Source organism: Nonlabens sp. MB-3u-79 (genome assembly GCF_002831625.1).
In the GTDB taxonomy this organism is placed as follows: Bacteria; Bacteroidota; Bacteroidia; order Flavobacteriales; family Flavobacteriaceae; genus Nonlabens.
Genome location: NZ_CP025116.1, coordinates 1,999,475 through 2,017,641, shown reverse-complemented (window position 1 = coordinate 2,017,641; position 18,167 = coordinate 1,999,475). Strand labels below are relative to the sequence as shown.

Annotated in this window: 18 protein-coding genes; 12 read left to right on the top strand and 6 right to left on the bottom strand. The window is 37.6% G+C overall.

Features of this window, described 5'->3' with window-relative positions; translation table 11 throughout:
• Positions 1–3: 3 nt before the first annotated feature.
• Together CW736_RS08905 and CW736_RS08900 are read right to left on the bottom strand one after the other, a co-directional pair.
• Positions 4–915: a TIGR01777 family oxidoreductase gene (locus CW736_RS08905; RefSeq protein ID WP_101013618.1), complete on the bottom strand. Its 912-nt coding sequence runs from the start codon at positions 913–915 to the stop codon at positions 4–6.
• A 124-nt stretch (positions 916–1,039) separates the two neighbouring features.
• A complete protein-coding gene (locus CW736_RS08900) occupies positions 1,040–1,450 on the bottom strand; it encodes a DUF2141 domain-containing protein (RefSeq protein ID WP_101013617.1) in 411 nt (136 codons plus the stop codon).
• Positions 1,451–1,656: 206 nt separating this feature from the next.
• Between CW736_RS08900 and CW736_RS08895 the strand changes: the two genes are divergently transcribed.
• The 4 genes from CW736_RS08895 (at position 1,657) to CW736_RS08880 (ending at position 5,417) form a co-directional block, all read left to right on the top strand.
• A complete protein-coding gene (locus CW736_RS08895) occupies positions 1,657–2,622 on the top strand; it encodes a Gfo/Idh/MocA family protein (RefSeq protein WP_101013616.1) in 966 nt (321 codons plus the stop codon).
• Positions 2,623–2,792: 170 nt separating this feature from the next.
• A complete protein-coding gene (locus CW736_RS08890) occupies positions 2,793–4,361 on the top strand; it encodes an ABC transporter substrate-binding protein (protein ID WP_101013615.1) in 1,569 nt (522 codons plus the stop codon).
• Between the two features lie 177 nt (positions 4,362–4,538).
• Entirely contained in the window at positions 4,539–4,847 is a 309-nt protein-coding gene (locus CW736_RS08885) for a peptidyl-tRNA hydrolase (RefSeq protein ID WP_101013614.1), read from the top strand.
• Between the two features lie 45 nt (positions 4,848–4,892).
• Complete coding sequence (locus CW736_RS08880) at positions 4,893–5,417, top strand: CIA30 family protein (protein ID WP_232735328.1); 525 nt, start codon at positions 4,893–4,895, stop codon at positions 5,415–5,417.
• 164 nt (positions 5,418–5,581) lie between these two features.
• Here the strand turns inward: CW736_RS08880 and CW736_RS08875 are convergent, their stop codons facing one another.
• Positions 5,582–6,163, bottom strand: coding sequence for an outer membrane beta-barrel protein (locus CW736_RS08875; protein ID WP_101015091.1), 582 nt, complete (start codon positions 6,161–6,163; stop codon positions 5,582–5,584).
• Between the two features lie 174 nt (positions 6,164–6,337).
• Here CW736_RS08875 and CW736_RS08870 point away from each other — a divergent pair, with 174 nt between their 5' ends.
• The 8 genes from CW736_RS08870 (at position 6,338) to CW736_RS08835 (ending at position 15,956) form a co-directional block, all read left to right on the top strand.
• Complete coding sequence (locus CW736_RS08870) at positions 6,338–6,763, top strand: MarR family winged helix-turn-helix transcriptional regulator (protein ID WP_101013612.1); 426 nt, start codon at positions 6,338–6,340, stop codon at positions 6,761–6,763.
• A gap of 144 nt (positions 6,764–6,907) precedes the next feature.
• Positions 6,908–7,480 (top strand): cob(I)yrinic acid a,c-diamide adenosyltransferase, encoded by a 573-nt coding sequence (locus CW736_RS08865; protein WP_101013611.1) that lies wholly within the window; start codon positions 6,908–6,910, stop codon positions 7,478–7,480.
• A 220-nt stretch (positions 7,481–7,700) separates the two neighbouring features.
• Entirely contained in the window at positions 7,701–7,922 is a 222-nt protein-coding gene (locus tag CW736_RS08860; protein ID WP_015360681.1) for a DUF2795 domain-containing protein, read from the top strand.
• 117 nt (positions 7,923–8,039) lie between these two features.
• On the top strand, positions 8,040–11,459 hold the full coding sequence (secA, locus tag CW736_RS08855) for a preprotein translocase subunit SecA (protein WP_101013610.1): 3,420 nt from the start codon (positions 8,040–8,042) through the stop codon (positions 11,457–11,459).
• A 180-nt stretch (positions 11,460–11,639) separates the two neighbouring features.
• A complete protein-coding gene (locus CW736_RS08850) occupies positions 11,640–12,059 on the top strand; it encodes a hypothetical protein (protein WP_101013609.1) in 420 nt (139 codons plus the stop codon).
• A complete protein-coding gene (gene meaB / locus CW736_RS08845) occupies positions 12,060–13,073 on the top strand; it encodes a methylmalonyl Co-A mutase-associated GTPase MeaB (RefSeq protein ID WP_101013608.1) in 1,014 nt (337 codons plus the stop codon).
• 282 nt (positions 13,074–13,355) lie between these two features.
• The gene (locus CW736_RS08840; protein WP_101015090.1) at positions 13,356–15,212 is read left to right on the top strand and encodes a M1 family metallopeptidase; all 1,857 of its coding nucleotides are present in this window, start codon (positions 13,356–13,358) and stop codon (positions 15,210–15,212) included.
• A 120-nt stretch (positions 15,213–15,332) separates the two neighbouring features.
• Positions 15,333–15,956, top strand: a complete 624-nt coding sequence (locus tag CW736_RS08835) for a MarC family protein (protein WP_101013607.1) — start codon at positions 15,333–15,335, stop codon at positions 15,954–15,956.
• 29 nt (positions 15,957–15,985) lie between these two features.
• On the opposite strand, the gene CW736_RS08830 is transcribed toward CW736_RS08835, so the two are convergent.
• Genes CW736_RS08830 through CW736_RS08820 form a run of 3 tightly spaced genes read right to left on the bottom strand, consistent with a single transcriptional unit; the run spans position 15,986 to position 18,054 of the window.
• On the bottom strand, positions 15,986–16,714 hold the full coding sequence (locus tag CW736_RS08830; RefSeq protein ID WP_198519312.1) for an SCO family protein: 729 nt from the start codon (positions 16,712–16,714) through the stop codon (positions 15,986–15,988).
• Positions 16,635–17,165: a toxin-antitoxin system YwqK family antitoxin gene (locus tag CW736_RS08825; RefSeq protein WP_232735327.1), complete on the bottom strand. Its 531-nt coding sequence runs from the start codon at positions 17,163–17,165 to the stop codon at positions 16,635–16,637. The genes CW736_RS08830 and CW736_RS08825 overlap by 80 nt, the downstream gene beginning before the upstream one ends.
• Positions 17,166–17,205: 40 nt before the next feature.
• Positions 17,206–18,054, bottom strand: coding sequence for a YHYH protein (locus CW736_RS08820; RefSeq protein ID WP_101013604.1), 849 nt, complete (start codon positions 18,052–18,054; stop codon positions 17,206–17,208).
• Positions 18,055–18,167 lie beyond the last annotated feature (113 nt).

Sequence of the window (18,167 nt, the reverse complement as noted above, 5' to 3'; positions counted from 1 at the left end):
ACTTTACTTTAGGTATTCTTTTAAGGCCCCCATTAATTCTGGATATTGAAACTCATATGCTTTTTCTTGGATTTTTGCACTACTCGCATGCTGACTAGCAAGAACTATGGAAGACATTTCTCCTAGCATTAATTTCATGATGAATTCTGGCACATTAGGCAAGAATACAGGCTTTCCCAGAACGTCTCCTATAAGTTCCATCATAGGTCTGTTTCTGACAGGGTTGGGAGCAACCCCATTATAAGTTCCTTCTAAGGTGTTTTTGAGCATATGAATAAATATCCCTGAAAGGTCATCTATAGCGATCCAACTTTGCCACATTTTACCATTGCCAAATCCAGCTCCTGCATAAAATTTTACAGGTTTTGCCATTTGGCCCAACGCCCCTCCTTTATCAGAAAGGACAATGCCTATGCGCACAATGGCATGCTTTAACCCTAGATCTTGAAACTTTGCTCCTACCTCTTCCCAAGCGATACAAACATCTGCTAAGAAATTAGTTGCTACTGGTGGTATGTCATTTTCTCTTAGAGCTTTACCGTTTTGGTCGTCTGGATAAATCCCTATAGCGCTTGCTGTTACCACATGTTTTACTTGATGATCGTTTTCTTTTAGCAAACGCAACAGCAATTCTGTACTATCGACACGGCTGTTGAGAATACGTTTTTTTGCATCATCCGTCCATTTTTGAAAAACTGTTTCTCCAGCTAGATGAATGATAGCTTCTACGCCCTGAATACAAGAAGCATCTATAGTGCCTTTCTTTACATCCCATAAAAAACCTTTGTAATCAGCTTCGTTTTTAATAGCGCTTTGTCTCGTGGTCAAATAATGAACAGCATGACCTTGTGCACGTAAATCTTCTGAAATTTTTGAGCCTACTAAACCAGTAGCTCCTGTGATAAGTACAACCATGCTACGAATTTAATTATCAAAGCAATAGAAGCCTATCTTCTTTGGACTAAATTAACAAGAAAACAATAACGTCTCTCGAGATCATTACCGGTTTCTCACAAGTACTTTTGGCTCATTCTTGCTTCTATAAGCGTACGATGATTTCTTTATCGCTATCTAGTGCAAACTTGGCATCGGCCCATGTAGGTGGACCATAACTCATAGGATTGTTACTTGTGCCGTAAGCTTCTTGTGGCATTCCGTTAGCACTAAAATCCATCTTTTCATTAGCGTTTTTGTCATGTAGAACAATTACCGCATACGCTCCAGCTGGTACATTTTCAAAAATGGCAGTGGCCACCCCATCTTTAATTTCAATACTGGCAGTTTGTAAAGGAGCTGCTTTCATAAATTGGTTTTCGGTATTTAAGCTGTAGACCATCTTCCCTTCGTCCACAGAAGCGTTATTAACAGTTACTTTTAAGGTGAATGTTTCTTGAGCACTAAGAATAAAAGAGAATAATAATACGATGAGTGATGTAAATAAGGCTTTCATAATAATTGTATTTAATTTGTTAGACAGCACAAATATGCAGCGCAGTTTCCTTTGAGAATAATTCTAATGACCCATCTGTATGATTTGGTTACTGAATTGTAATAAAGATAGAATGATCATCTTAGGAGAAGAGTTATTATCCAAAGAAAACTCTTAATCATCAGACGTTATCTATCTTCGTTAAACAGGATAGGAATAGAAGCATCATGATAAAATTTGGAATTATAGGTCTTGGAAAAATAGCAAATAAATTTGCGCAGGACCTTATAACAGTTGAAGGTTGCGTTTTACAGGCGGTAGGCTCAAGGGACCTGACTAAAGCCAAAGACTTTGCTGCATCCTATAAGGCAACGCACTATTATCCGAGCTATGAAGAAGTCGCGGCTGATCCTGAAGTAGACGTTATTTATATCGCGACACCTCATGTTTTTCATTTTGACAATACCATGATGTGTCTTCAAGCTGGTAAAGCTGTTATTTGTGAAAAGCCGTTTGCGATGAACCTGAAAGAGGTTGAAATCATGATCAAAACCGCTAAAGAGAAAAAACTCTTTTTAATGGAAGCTTTATGGACACGTTTTATTCCTGGCACTCTTAAAGTGATGGAGCTTATGGATCAAAACACCATAGGTGAGGTCCACTCTATTCAAGCAAACTTCGGTTACCTAGCCACAACAGACCCTAGCAGTCGACTTATAGCAAAAGAATTAGGTGGTGGATCCTTACTCGATATAGGGATTTATCCTATTTTCATAAGCTTGCTATTATTAGGAATACCCATAGAAACAAAGACCGTAGCGCAATTAACGCCAACTCAAATTGACCAACATTGCGCGATGCTGATGAAGTTTAAAAATGGAGCAACCGCCATTTTAGAATCGTCGTTCCTAGGAGAAACTTCTAATAAAGCTGTCATCAGCGGTAATAAAGGGAAGATTATCATGCATGCACCTTTTCACCACACGAAGAAAATAACAGTAGAAATCTATGGTAAAGAACCCTATCAAATTACGGCTCCCCTTATAAATAAGGGTTACACACACGAAATTGAAGAAGTGAAAAACTGCCTTCTTTCTGGTCAATTAGAAAGTGATAAAATGAGCCATCAGAATAGTCATGAATTGATGAAAATCTTAGATCTCATTCGTTCTCAAATTAACTTAACCTATTAAAAAGAGATTTTTATTTCCTTTAAACAGCCCTACGATCCCTTTTAAAAGAACCGCAGAATAGTCCTTACAACTCTAACGTATCAAATAAGAAACACTGACTTTTAGAGTAATTTTAGTAAGAAAAAAACTAAATATGCCCTATACTCGCAACTTCCTAATATCTTTACTTCATGCATAAACACCTCCTTATTTTACTGCCTTTTATTATTCTCTCTGCATGTCAGAATCAAGAACAAGAAATTGATTTAAAGACTGTTTTTAGGTATAATGAGCATGCAAATGTGACCAGCCTGGACCCTGCTTTTGCAAAGGATCAACGTAATATTTGGGTGTGTAACCTTCTTTACAATGGGCTGGTAAAGTTGGATAAGCATCTAGAAGTGGTTCCTGATCTAGCTTCTCATTGGAAAATTGATGCGACGGCTACCGTCTACACCTTTTATATAAAAGAAGATGTTTTTTTTAATAACGCTTTCGCGAAAGCGAGAACCATCACAGCACAAGACTTTAAATATTCCTTAGAGCGATTAACAGACCCTCAGATTGCCTCACCTGGAGAATGGGTCATGAAAAATGTAGAAAGCATCAAAGCTAAAGCGCCACTAGAACTTCAAATTACTTTAAAACAAGCTTTTCCAGCATTTCTAGGATTGCTATCGATGAAGTATTGCAGCGTCGTGCCTGAGGGAAGCAGCGACTTAAGAGAACAACCCATAGGCACTGGACCATTTTATTTAAAAAGATGGCAGGAGAATGTCAAAATGGTATTGCGCAAAAATGATTTGTACTTTGAAAAAGATAAAGAAGGAAATGCACTACCCTACTTAGAAGCTGTAGCCATTACCTTTAAAACAGACAAACAAAGTGAATTCTTAGAATTTGCCCAAGGGAATTTAGATTTTATAAATGCCATCGATCCCAGTTATAAAGATGAGTTATTGACCACGTCTGGCGAGTTAAAGGAGGCCTATATCCCCTTAGTAACTCTTGAAAAGGCCCCTTTTCTAAATACCGAGTACCTAGGACTAAAAGTAGACAGCAAATCACCAGAATTACAAAGCAAAAAATTGCGACAGGCTATTAATTTAGGTTTTGACAGAGATAAAATGATCAAATACTTGCGCAACAATATAGGTACGCCAGCTCATAACGGTTTTGTACCTACAGGTATTCCCGCGGGTGGTGTCGTAAAAGGTTTTACCTATGACCCTAATCGTGCTAGGTCTCTGGTCACTTCTTATAGTGAAGAAACCGGTGATAAAAACCCCGCCATAACCATCAGTACAGGGGCAAATTACTTGGATTTATGTGAATTCATACAGAAAGAACTTCAGAAAATAGGTATTCAAGTTCAAATCGATGTCATGACACCTTCCACATTAAGGCAGGCACGTAAAGATGGACAGTTAGATATATTTAGAAGCAGCTGGATCGCTGATTATCCAGATGCAGAAAACTATCTTTCTTTATTTTATTCTAAAAACTTTGCTCCTAGTGGCCCTAATTATACTCATTTTAAAAGTGCCGCTTACGACTTGCTTTATAAAAAGGCTCTTACCGCTAGTGATCCAGAAATAAGGAGAAATCTGTATATAAAAATGGACAGTATCATTATTGAGGAAGCTCCTATTGTTCCATTGTACTATGACCAAAGCGTACGTTTCATATCTAAAGAGGTCCTTAACCTAGAGAGTAATGCTGTCAATATGCTGGACTTGACAAGGGTTAAAAAGAAATAGCACCCGCTTTTTCTTTAAATTTATTCAATAAGAAAATGTCCTATGGAACCGGATTTTTAAATTATATAATATAAAGAATAATATGAACTATGATTTTTTATGCTGAGGAGACCTTCCTTACGGCAGAAAAGAGTAAGGATTTATTTCCGTAAATTTAAATGCTAAATAGCAGCGCTCATGAAAATGTATATTTTAATTAAAGATGACGTTCCTGTAAAGATGGCTCCAGTAATTGCAGCCCATGCATCCCTTGCTTGTTATAAAAAGTATAAAGATGATCCAGATATGATAGAATGGGTTCATTCTATATTCAAAAAAGTAGTTTGCAAAGTGAATGAAAAAGAGTTTCAAAATTCTTTAAAAGATGAAAAATACGTATTGCTTACAGAGTCTTCTCTTGATAATCGAGAAGTAGCCGTGGTTTTTGTTCCTAGAGTAGAATTCACCAAGCAATTCCGTTTTTTTAAGATGTGGGCTCCCGATTAAGAGTTTTACAAGAAAGTTCTCGCAGAAAAGTGGACTTCTATATAAATGAAATGTATACTATACTTTATCTTTCCGCTTATGATGATCAACACTACATTAATCGATTTTAATTCTGAGACAGAATTAGAAGACTGGACCATTGTAAACGATACTGTTTTGGGTGGCGTTTCTTCAAGCTCGATAGAGCTTACTAAAGATGGGCATGCAAATTTTAAGGGCAAGGTTTCTTTAGAAAAAAACGGAGGTTTTGCTTCTGTTAGATACAATTGCCCAGACACTAAATTAGGTGATGCTACAAAGGCTTTGTTACGGATTAAAGGCGATGGCAACGAGTATCAACTGCGTTTTAAAGAAACTGCTTCCGACGGGCATTCTTACATCATAGCTTTCCCTACCAGTGGTGAATGGGAGACTGTAGAATTAGAATTAGCTGAAATGGTACCCTCTTTCAAGGGTCGCCAATTGAACATGGATAATTTTGATCATACTTTCATTGACGAACTCTCCCTATTTATAGGTAATGAAGAGCTATCATTTGACCTGCTAATAGATAAAATTGAATTGGAATAAACACTATTTAGGAATATCTTCTCTGATACCCTAAATAACAAAAACTTCAGATAATGCTTTGTAAAAGCATTATCTGAAGTTTTTGTTTAAGGACTAATCTCTTTTTGTAAAGAAAAACACCTGAACATCACTATTGATGAAGGAATCCATTACTTATGATTACCTTAAAGATTTAAACTTATTGCGAGAATGATTTGCTCTGGTCTGGTATCTAATGTTCCTTGAGCAGCGATATTATTTCTTATAAAACTTATTTCATTATCATTAAAACCGCGTTCATAGCGTACATCTATTCCCAAATTTCCTAGATTCACTCCTACACCAAATTGAGCGCCGACGCTCCAATCATTTTGAACATCACTCAGCGCTGAATCTTGTAATTTTGTGTCGACTATATACTGTAAAGAAGGTCCAGCAAAGACATGTAGAGGTCCAATTACTTTAGTTCCTATCAGTATAGGCATATCTATTTTTTGAACATCAAACTGCTTCGCGTTATATTCATTACTCAACTTTGTGTATTTCAACTCTGGTCTCAAATACAAGAAGAGAAGATCAATTTTCCAGTAGACTCCCAGATGGTACCCTACCTTCTCATCAGGGTTATCAATAATAGTTTGTCCGTTCTCTGTTAAATCACCTGTGGACCCATAATTAAGCCCCGCAGTAATTCCTAGACCACTATCTATTTGTGCCATTACGGACGAACAGATCAGTAAAAAGCCTATTAGCATATACTTTTTCATAGTTATCATTTTACCCATAACGCAAAAATATTTCAAATATTCAAGAAAAGACCTTTAAAAGAGCCAAAATATGATCGTCCTAAATGAAACTTAATTTTAACATTAAATTTTGTTCTGTAGCAACGAGTTAAAATAAATTTGTCGCTACAATTAATGCAAGTGTAAATTAAATTTATGAGTGAGGATATGATTCCGCTTTCGCGAAAGCTAATAACTACTCTTATTAAAAAGGGAACAGAAGCAACTGAGGCAGTAAGTCATACCTTAAAAGAACACGGGATCACGATACAGCAATTTAATGTGCTCCGTATTTTGAGAGGGCGCAAAGGAAAGGTTGCAAGCCTTCAAGACGTGAGTAAAGATATGATACATGCCAATTCTAATACCACACGAGTGATTGATAAACTGGTGGATAAAAAATTTGTGGATCGCGTTCAATGTCCCACAGACAGAAGACAAATAGAGCTTACTATTACAAAAAGCGGCCTGGATGTACTTACTATTTTAGACCAAAAGGTGGATGCGGTAGAAACTCAACTTACCGCACAACTAGATGAGCAAGCCATCATTAATTTAATAGAAAAACTAGAAAGAATTTAACCTTTGTACTAACGGAGTGAAGCAGGAACTTTATGACACCAAATTCTTAACTAGAATTAAGTGACACCACTAGACTCAAAAAGGAGACGCTTGACCATCGCTCTTGAAAAAAAATAGATTAAAAATAAAAAAGAGATCATAAAAATGAAAATATATACAAAGACAGGTGATACAGGCACCACAGCCTTATTTGGAGGTTCACGAGTTCCCAAGCACAACTTGAGAATCGATAGCTATGGTACTGTGGACGAGCTCAATTCTTGGATGGGATTGATACGTGATCAAAAGATAGAAAAACACACTAGCAAAATTATCAACTCTATACAGCACAACCTTTTTACCATAGGTGCTATTCTAGCAACACCGCCAGAGAAGCAAATTTTGAAAAGTGGCAAAGATCGCTTGAACATTTCTAAAATTAGCGATGAGGAAGTTAGCGTATTAGAACAGGAAATGGACCTTATGAATGAAGAGCTGCCTGAAATGACACATTTTATACTTCCGGGAGGACACCCTGCTGTGTCATATTGTCACATTACCAGAACCGTCTGTCGCCGTGCAGAACGTCTGGCAACAGAGTTGAACGAACATGCCACTGTAGATCCACAAGTTTTGAAATATCTCAACCGCCTTTCTGACTACCTATTTGTATTGGCACGTAAATTGTCTAAAGACTTACAAGCCGAAGAAATAAAATGGATCCCAAAAAAGTACTAAATTCATTTCATTCAGAATCTGTCACAAGTGCTTAAAGCACCCTATTACAGTAACATCTGGTTAGAAAGAAATACAATCTGGGGCAACTGATGAGCATTTTCAGCGAACATTTTGATTTTCAAAAGCTTAAACGCTCTTGCAAATATTGAAATCAAAGTAGAAATAACTTGCATAAATCGACGAGAAGTTTATTTTTGCAAAAAACTTAACGAGTAAAAATATGTATTGGACACTAGAACTAGCATCTTACTTAAGTGATGCACCTTGGCCTGCTGAGAAGGATGAATTGATCGATTACGCAATTCGTACAGGAGCACCCTTAGAGGTAGTGGAAAATTTACAAGCCATTGAAGATGAAGGAGACTTATATGAGTCTATTCAAGAAATATGGCCGGATTATCCTACAGACGACGACTACCTCTGGAATGAGGATGAGTATTAACAATCCTTAATCGGATAAAAAGTCTCGTAAAGAGGCTTTTTTTTTGCTTTAATTTTGGATATTAGCAGTAGCGACGGGTATATTATAAATTGCTATAAATCAAACAAATAAGACATCATGGGACTATTAGATTCCGTATTAAAAGTGTTCGTTGGCGATAAGTCAAAGAAAGATATAAAAGAAATTCAACCTATTGTTGACAAAATACTCAAATTTGAGCCTGGATTAGAACAGCTTAATTTTAACGAATTACGCTATAAAACAACTGAATTTAGGGAGAGAATTGCTGCTGGAAAAGCAGGTACTTTATCAAATATTGCCAGCCTAAAAGAAACAGCTGAGAACGAAGAAGACATCGATAGACGTGAGGAAATCTATAATGAAATAGATCAATTACAAGAAGTAGCTTATCTACAAGGGGAAGAAATTCTCAACGAGCTCATGCCCGAAGCCTTTGCTGTTATGAAAGAAACTGCCAAACGCTTTTTCTACAATAAAGAAATACGTGTTGCAGCATCAGCGAGAGATCGTGAATTATCTGCAACAACAGACTATGTGCAACTAGACGGTGATCAGGCAGTATGGAGCAACTCCTGGGATGCTGCTGGTAAACCTATTACTTGGGACATGATTCACTATGATGTCCAACTGATAGGTGGAGCAACCATGCACAGTGGTAAAATTGCCGAAATGCAAACTGGAGAGGGAAAAACACTGGTTGCCACTTTACCAGTTTATCTCAATGCACTTACTGGTAATGGTGTACATGTGGTAACTGTAAATGATTACTTAGCAAAACGTGATGGAGCCTGGATAGGACCTTTATTTGAATTTCATGGTCTGACTATAGATTGTATCGATTACCACAAGCCTAATTCTGAAGAAAGACGTCAAGCGTATCTAGCAGATATTACGTACGGTACCAATAATGAATTTGGTTTTGATTACCTGCGAGATAACATGGCTCATGCTCCAAAAGATCTGGTACAACGCAAACACAATTATGCCATTATTGATGAGACCGATTCTGTTCTTATTGATGATGCGCGTACCCCATTAATTATCTCTGGACCAGTTCCACAAGGAGATCGTCAAGAGTTTGATGTGTTAAAAGCTCCTGTTGCAAATATTGTAGAGGTACAAAGAAAAGAGCTGGTACAAACACTTGCTCAAGCTAAAAAACTAATTGCCGAAGGAGACACTAAAGAAGGTGGAAAACAATTACTAAGAGTTTTCCGTGGTCTTCCTAAAAATAAAGCACTTATAAAATTCTTAAGTGAAGAAGGAATTAAAACCTTACTTCAAAAAACAGAGAATTTTTATATGCAAGATAACAACCGTGAAATGCCTAAAGTAGATGAGGCGCTTTACTTTGTCATCGATGAAAAAAACAATCAAGTAGAACTTAGCGACAAAGGAATTGAATTCCTTTCTGGTGAAGACGAACCTGACTTTTTTGTAATGCCAGAGGTAGGTATGGAAATAAGCCGTATCGAGAACGCTGGACTTTCTAAAGAAGAAGAAGCTGAGAAAAAAGAAGAATTATTCAGAGAGTTTTCTGTAAAATCTGAACGTATTCACACATTGAATCAGCTGCTAAAGGCCTACACTTTATTTGAAAAAGATACAGAATACATTGTAGACGCTCAAGAAAAGAAAGTACCTAACGGTAACGGCGGTTTTAGAGTAGAAAGTGAAATGATCGTTAAGATCGTAGACGAACAAACCGGTCGTGCTATGGATGGACGTCGTTATAGTGATGGGTTGCACCAAGCCATTGAGGCTAAAGAGAATTTAAAAATTCAAGATGCGACACAAACTTTTGCGACCATTACTTTGCAGAATTATTTCCGTATGTACAAGAAGCTTTCTGGTATGACGGGAACTGCCGTAACTGAGGCCGGAGAATTCTGGGAAATCTACAAATTAGATGTAGTAGAAATCCCTACTAACAGACCTATAACTCGGGATGACAGACAAGACCTTGTATATAAAACAAAACGTGAAAAATACGGTGCTGTAATAGAAGAAGTAACAAAACTTAAAGAAGCTGGTCGCCCAGTGCTTATCGGTACTACTTCTGTAGATATTTCTGAACTACTTAGTAGAACATTACAACGCGCAGGCATAGAACACAACGTACTGAATGCAAAACAACACAAACGTGAAGCAGACATCGTTGCTGAGGCTGGAAATCCAGGACAGATCACTATTGCTACTAACATGGCTGGTCGTGGAACAGATATTAAATTATCTGACCAAGTAAAAGCCGCTGGTGGTCTGGCAATTATAGGTACGGAGCGTCATGATTCTCGTCGTGTAGACAGACAGTTACGTGGTCGTGCAGGTCGTCAAGGAGATCCAGGAAGTTCTCAATTTTATGTGTCATTAGAAGATAACTTAATGAGACTTTTCGGTTCTGAACGTATGGCTAAAACTATGGACCGATTAGGAATGAAAGAAGGTGAAGTGATCCAGCATTCGATGATTTCTAAATCTATTGAACGTGCTCAGACTAAAGTAGAAGAAAACGCTTTTGGTGTTCGTAAGAGATTACTTGAATATGATGATGTAATGAACGCGCAACGTGAAGTGATTTACAAGCGACGTCACAACGCCTTATTTGGAGATCGCCTAGCAGTGGATATTGCCAATATGATCTATGATATTTCTGAGAACATTACAGACGTAAATAAGTCAGCACAAGATTTCAAAAACTTTGAATTCGAATTGATTCGTTACTTCTCTATGAGCAGTCCTATTTCCGAAGAAGAGTTTTCGGCAAAAGATGATAAAAGCATTACTGACATCGTCTATAGAGCAGCCTATGATCATTATAAAGAAAAGATGCAACTCACCGCTGCTGAAGTCTTTCCAGTAATCAAAAACGTTATGGAAAATGACGATCGCAATTACGAGCGCATCGCAGTTCCTTTCACCGACGGTATCAAAACCTTAAATGTAGCAACCAACCTGCAAGAAGCTTATGATAGTGAAGGGCGTTCCTTAGTGACCGACTTTGAGAAAAACATTACCCTAGCCATTATTGATGAAGCATGGAAAACACACCTGCGCAAAATGGACGAGTTAAAGCAAAGTGTGCAACTTGCCGTTCATGAGCAAAAAGATCCATTGCTTATTTACAAATTTGAAGCCTTTGAATTATTCAAAGTGATGATCGATAAAGTAAATAAAGACGTTATTGGTTTTATGTTCAAGGGAGATCTTCCTTCTAGAGATGCTGCAGCAATAAGTGAGGCCAGACAGCGCCAAACAGAAAAAACAAGCACTCAAAAAGAAGAGGTTTTAAATAGTGATGAGCAAGCTGCTCAAGCAAGAGCAGTTGGTGCAGGCGCAAGCCAGCAACAACAACGTGCTCAAGTCACAGAAACCATCACTCGTGATCAACCTAAGATAGGTCGTAACGATAAAGTGGTGATCAAAAATGTGATGACTGGAGAAACCAAAGAAACAAAGTTTAAATCTGCACTTCCTTTGATCAATAAAGGAGAATGGGTTTTAGAAAAGAAAGCTTAGATATCAGGATGTTGCTTTCAAAATAAATAAGAGTACAAAATGCCTTACTTCATAGTAAGGCATTTTTATTTTATACCATAAAAGGCTAAGACTCACATTAAGAACCTCTATGAGGTTAGCTCCATAAAAGGGCAAATTTGAAAAGAAAAACTGTATTTTTAAAATCTAATTGATAGCATTATGAATCCCATTATAAGAAATATAATTGCCGTTTTAGCAGGAATTGTAATAGGTAGTATCATTAACATGACATTAGTAGAACTAGGAAACATCCTGGTCCCTGTAGAAGGTGGAGACCTTAGTAATATGGAAGACCTTAAAAGAATCATGCCTACGTTTACTTATAAAAATTTTATTTTTCCCTTTTTAGCACATGCCTTAGGAACTTTGTTTGGGGCTTTTATAGCAGCATACATAGCGGCTACTCATAAAACTAAATTTGCTTTTGCAATAGGTGGATTCTTCCTCATAGGAGGTATAGCGGTTAATATGATGCTGCCTGGACCTATTTGGTTTGAAGCTCTTGATCTTTTGCTAGCCTATATTCCTATGGCTTTTATTGGAGGTAAAATAGCCTTGAACTACTCTAAAAAATCATAATTGGCTACCCATTCACATATCAACCCTAATTTAAAACGCAAGAAAGAAGCTGTTAACGTGGAGCGCCTTTTTAACGAGCTGCAATCTGGACAGGTAAGTGCCTTGAGTCGAGCGATTACTTTAGTGGAGAGCAAGGCAAGTGGCGATTCCGCTTTCGCGAAAGCGGTATTACAACAAGCCCTACCCCATTCAGGAAAATCCTTTAGACTAGGAATCACTGGAGTCCCGGGAGTGGGGAAATCTACCTTTATAGAATCCTTGGGAAGACAGCTTATCGAACGCGGTAAAAAAGTGGCCGTACTTGCCATAGATCCATCAAGCAACATCTCACGAGGCAGTATTTTGGGAGATAAAACCAGAATGGAAGAACTCGTCAAAAGCGACCAAGCCTTTATAAGACCAAGTCCCGCTGGAACCACACTAGGCGGCGTGGCACGTAAAACCCGTGAGGCGATCATTCTCTGTGAAGCGGCAGGATACGACTTCATCATTGTAGAAACCGTGGGCGTGGGACAAAGCGAAACCGCAGTCCACAGCATGACCGACTTTTTCTTACTCTTAAAATTAGCTGGAGCTGGAGACGACCTACAAGGTATCAAACGCGGCATCATGGAAATGGCCGACTCCATCATCATCAATAAAGCCGATGGCGACAACCAACTGGCCGCAAAACACGCCCGTAGCGAATTCAAAAATGCCGTTCACCTCATGCCCGATAAAGACCACGGCTGGCCTACACAAGTGCTCACCTGTAGTGGTCTCAATAATATAGGAATCACAGAAGTTATTGAAGAAATAGAAAACTATACAACACACTCCAAAGCCAACAAAAGCTTTACCAAGAAACGCCACTCTCAAGAACTCTACTGGTTTCATCAAACCGTAGAAGACGCCATTAAAACCAACTTTTACAATCGACCAGAAGTCATCGCAAAACTAGCGGTGCTAGAAAAAGAGGTGTTGGGTAAAGTAAAAAGCCCTTTTGATGCGGCTAGTGAATTGCTGGGGTTGTGATGCTTTAGGAAAAGGTGAGTTTTGGTCAGAAATGTTTTGTAATGTTTGAATTTTGATCAACACAAAATTGATATCCATATTTCAAGCATCTTACAACTACTATTGATTTGCCTCAGGCTGCCAAATGTGTCCTTTTACATTTCTCTCACAAATAAAGCTTGTCGTAGACTAATTCTTGAGCAGAGCTATAGAATATTGAAATCTATATTTTTAGGTAACTACTCAATTCATAAAATGATTCCCTGTGCTTTCCTTACCTTAGTGCCTACTAAAACACCACAAATGAAAAAGCTATTCTTCCTAGCCATAACTTGCCTGTTTACACTAAGCAGTTGCGACCAACCTAAAGAGAAAATGACTGCCAAAACCTACACCGAAGAGTCACATTCCTATGCACAACCTAACGAAGCGGTAATAACACACTTGGATTTAGATATTGATGTGGACTTTGAGGCACAAATCATTAGTGGAACAGCTACTTATGATATTGTCAACAATGCAGCATCACAAATTATTCTAGACAGTAAGTTTTTAAACATCAAAGAAGTGACTGCAGACGGAAAAATCACCAAATTTCAATTGGGTAAAATGGATAAAACATTAGGGCAGCCTTTGATCATTGATATTCAAGAAGACACTCAAAAAATAGCGGTAATTTATAACACAACAGCTCAAACAGAAGCTTTACAATGGTTAACTGCGCAACAAACAGCCGATAAAACAAATCCGTTTCTTTTTACACAAGGTCAAGCGATCTTAACACGCACTTGGATTCCTATTCAGGACAGTCCGCAAATACGTATTACTTATAACGCGACGGTAAAAGTACCATCAGACCTTATGGCAGTAATGAGTGCTGAGAATCCAAAAGAAAAAACAGCAGATGGCATCTATCATTTTAAAATGGAACAACCTATTCCAGCCTATTTGATTGCGCTTGCCATAGGAGATATAGAATACAAAGCCATAAGCGATAGAACTGGCGTATATGCAGAGAAATCGATGCTAGACAAAGTGCATGAAGAATTTTCAGATATGGAAAGAATGGTTGTTGCTGCAGAGAATTTATACGGTGCTTACGATTGGGAGCAGTTTGATGTAATTGTATTGCCACCAAGTTTCCCTTTTGGCGGAATGGAGAATCCGCGATTGACATTTGCTACTCCTACGGTTATTGCAGGTGATAAAAGTTTGACCTCGCTGGTAGCTCATGAGTTGGCGCATTCTTGGTCTGGTAATTTAGTGACTAATGCGACTTGGAACGACTTCTGGCTCAATGAAGGATTTACGGTGTATTTTGAAACTCGAATCATGGAAGCGCTCTATGGCAAAGAACGTGCTAATATGTTAGCATTGATAGGCCGACAGGATTTAGAGGACGCATTGGAATCTATGAAAGACAGCCCTAATGACACCAAATTAAAACTCGACTTAAAAGGTAGAAATCCAGATGATGGAATGAACAGCATCGCTTACGATAAAGGCTATTTATTTTTAAGAACGCTGGAAGAAAAAGTAGGTCGCGATAAAATGGATGCCTTTTTAAAGTCCTATTTTAAGAAGAATGCCTTTTCTACAACCAACACAGAGGATTTTGTTACCTATCTCAACGCCAATTTATTAGAAAAGAACAACATCTCTTTCAATACCGAAGAATGGATTTACCAGCCGGGTATTCCCGATAATGCTGCCGTTATCCAGTCCGATGCGTTTTCTAATGTGGAGAAGACTTTGCAAACCTTTATAGACACCAACAACATTGATGTGGCTGCAACCAGTCAATGGACCCCACAAGAATGGGTTCATTTTGTTCGTAATTTCCCTGAGGATATAACGATAGAACAGATGCAGGAATTAGACAACAGATTTGATTTTACAGTTTCTACCAACTCTTATATCAATATGGTTTGGTATGAGCAGTCTATCCTACATGGCTATCATGGCAACAATGTCGATTCTAAAATTGCTGAATTCCTGAATACTGTTGGAAGACGTTGGTATGTAACAACACTTTTTAAAGCATTTAAAAAAGCGAATCGTACAGAAGAAGCTATAGCCATCTATAAGACAGCACGACCTAATTATCACTCGGTTACAGCAAATACAGTTGATGAATTGTTGGGAGTTGGTTCCAAATAATATTGATCTTATTTGAAGCATCTTTGAACCTTGGAAGGTTACTTTGGACTACTTTTGCATGTTAAAATTAAAAAGGTGTATTCACGCATCTCTAATCTTTTTCAATTATACCATCATTAAATGAATGAATTAGCAACTTTTGCAATAACCGTATTCACAGGCTTTTTTGCCATTATGAATCCGATTTCTAACATGCCTATATTTTTGACATTAACAGAAGGCGCAGATAAAGAGGCAAAACAAAGAATCAATCTTAAAGCTGTATTGGTTGCTTTTATTATAGTTACCGTATTTGTGTTGCTTGGTAATTATATCTTTGACTTATTTGGCATCACCATACCTGCTTTTAAAATTACCGGGGGGATATTAATCTTCTTTGTTGGGTTTGAAATGTTACAGTCTAAAAAATCAAACATCAAGCATCTAAAAACGGTCAATATTGATGAGAATATTGCGATCTCTCCACTGGCGATTCCAATTTTAGCTGGTCCAGGAACTATCGTAACGGCAACTAACTTTGTTGCCAATACAACCTCTTATATCAATATAGCCGTGATTATCTTAGTTTTTGCGCTGATGTGTTTACTCAACTACATTGCATTTACATTAAGCGACATCATTGCAAAAAAGATAGGAGACAATGTTATTTCAGTAATCGGAAAGTTAATGGGATTGATCATTGCGATTATAGGAACCAACATGATTATACAAGGACTTAAATTATCCTTTGATGTTTTCAATTAAAAAGTGATGAGATGTATCTATTTTTAGACTTACTCTGCTTGCAACGTCCTTACATCTAGAATCAACTGACCTATAGAAGCTTTATTCAATCCATTATAAATCCCACGTATGTGTTTGTTTTGATCTATTAAAATAAAGTTCTCTGTGTGTAAAAAGTCGTTGACATCTTTGGTGATTCCTAAATCTTCTTCTACAAAATATTGGTTCCTACCTAGATCGTAAATCAACTCTTTATCGCCAGTCACCAGATGCCATTTTTTGGGATTAACTTTCTTTCTTTTCGCGTACTTCTGTAACACCTCAGGAGTGTCATAATCAGGAGTTACTGAATGAGATAGCAACAGGACCTCATCATTTTCTATAAACTCCTCTTGAATGCGAGTCATGTTTTCTGTCATTTTGGGACAGATGCCTGGGCAGACTGTAAAAAAGAAATCGGTGATGTAGATTTTATTCTCAAAAGTAGCATTGGTAATCAACTCGCCATTTTGATTGGTCAACTCAAAATCTGGAATCTTATGGAAATTTTTTAAAGAATCGCTATCGCTAGAAAACCAATGCGGCGTAAAAGTAGCCTCTCCATAATAAGGTAAAGCTTCTACTCTACTGGTAACTTCGTTTTGGGCTTTGGCAACAGCTTGCTTTTTTTCTGTCTTGCAACTAGACGCAAAAAGAGCACTACAAAGTATCAGACACCACAGACTGATTCTCGAGACTAAAGCAAAGTATGGCTCTTTTAAGACCAAATATTCTGCCATTTTTTGCTTCATAGTTATTGTATAATTTACCATTCTGACGGTAGGACTTTTGCATGCCCTGCTCCCGTCCATCAACCAGTTGAATTTCTTTAAAAATCGCTCCATTAATGTACCACTGAATTTGTTTCCCTTGTGCCACGCCATTTTCATAGTTGTTTTGCGAACGTTTATTTTCATTATTCCACCATGAGGTAGTGATCCCATGTTGTATTCCTGTTTTATATTGGGATTCAAAACTCAAAACTCCATCAGAAAACCATTTTTGAAAAAGACCATGACGTTTGCCGTTTAAATAGGCAATCTTTTCAGCAACTTTAGTCTCTGTATAATAACGCATGGAAAAACCAGTAAAGGGCTCGTTTTTATAGTACACGAGTCCTTCATTAGGTTTTAAATCTAGCTGTGCTTTCTCTACTTCGACCATTTCTTTTGTTGTAAAAGATTTAGTCAAGTCTTTCTTACAACTTGAGAGAAGCAATAGGATAAATATACTACTGTATGTTATGAGGCGTGCCTTGATAATTTCCAGGGAATATGATGTAATACTGACTTAGGTACAATTCATTTTGAATATGATAGTGATACTCAGCAGTCGTTGTATGCTGCGTTGTAGAAGTATGACCTCCGGAGACATCAAGATCTGTAGGATAAGTTCCTGTAAAGTTACATTTTCTACCATAGATAAAGAAACCGTCAGAAATAATTCCGATCAGAGCAGTATCATCATTTGAAAACGCTTTAGGTTCTAAGTGATAATGGTAACTCTGTGGACCTGTATGTGCAGCAGTATAATCTAAAGAACCAACAGCGCCATCAAGAGGTATGTTAGGACCTTCTTCATCATTATAAATAACTGAACCACTTACCGCAATTCCTATAGCACCTAATCCAGTTGCAGAAGAGTTAGAAGCTAATGCTGGAGAAGCAGGAACAGTTAAGGAATAAGAACCATTAAAATCATCAATATTTCCTGGTGCCATATTTGCACTAGAAGTAACCGTAGGATCTATATATAAAGGATGGTCAACAGCTGCTGGACCTGTAGTCATGGTGTTTCCCATAGGTCCGGTAATTGTTCTCGTGTTGGTATTGGACCAATAAGGAGAAGTATGATTAGGTAAACCGTTAGTCTCAATAACAAAGTTTGTACCGCTAACCATCGCAGTTACATTGTTTAGATCAAAATCAGCAAAAGCAGCGTGTAGTATCACAGTTCCAGATCCATCACCATCTGTGGTACCTCCTGAATCGTCATCAGAGTCACAGCTTATAAATAAGCAAGAAGCAATGGCTACAATTGTTAGCGATTTAAAGATTGATTTGTTTTTTAGTAAATTCATAGGGTACTAAATTTTAAGACCATTGTATAGTGGTCATTCACACTTAATAAAAATTAGGACTATGAAAAGATCAAAAGGTTTCACCTTTCCTAAAAAAAACTTAAATAATTAAA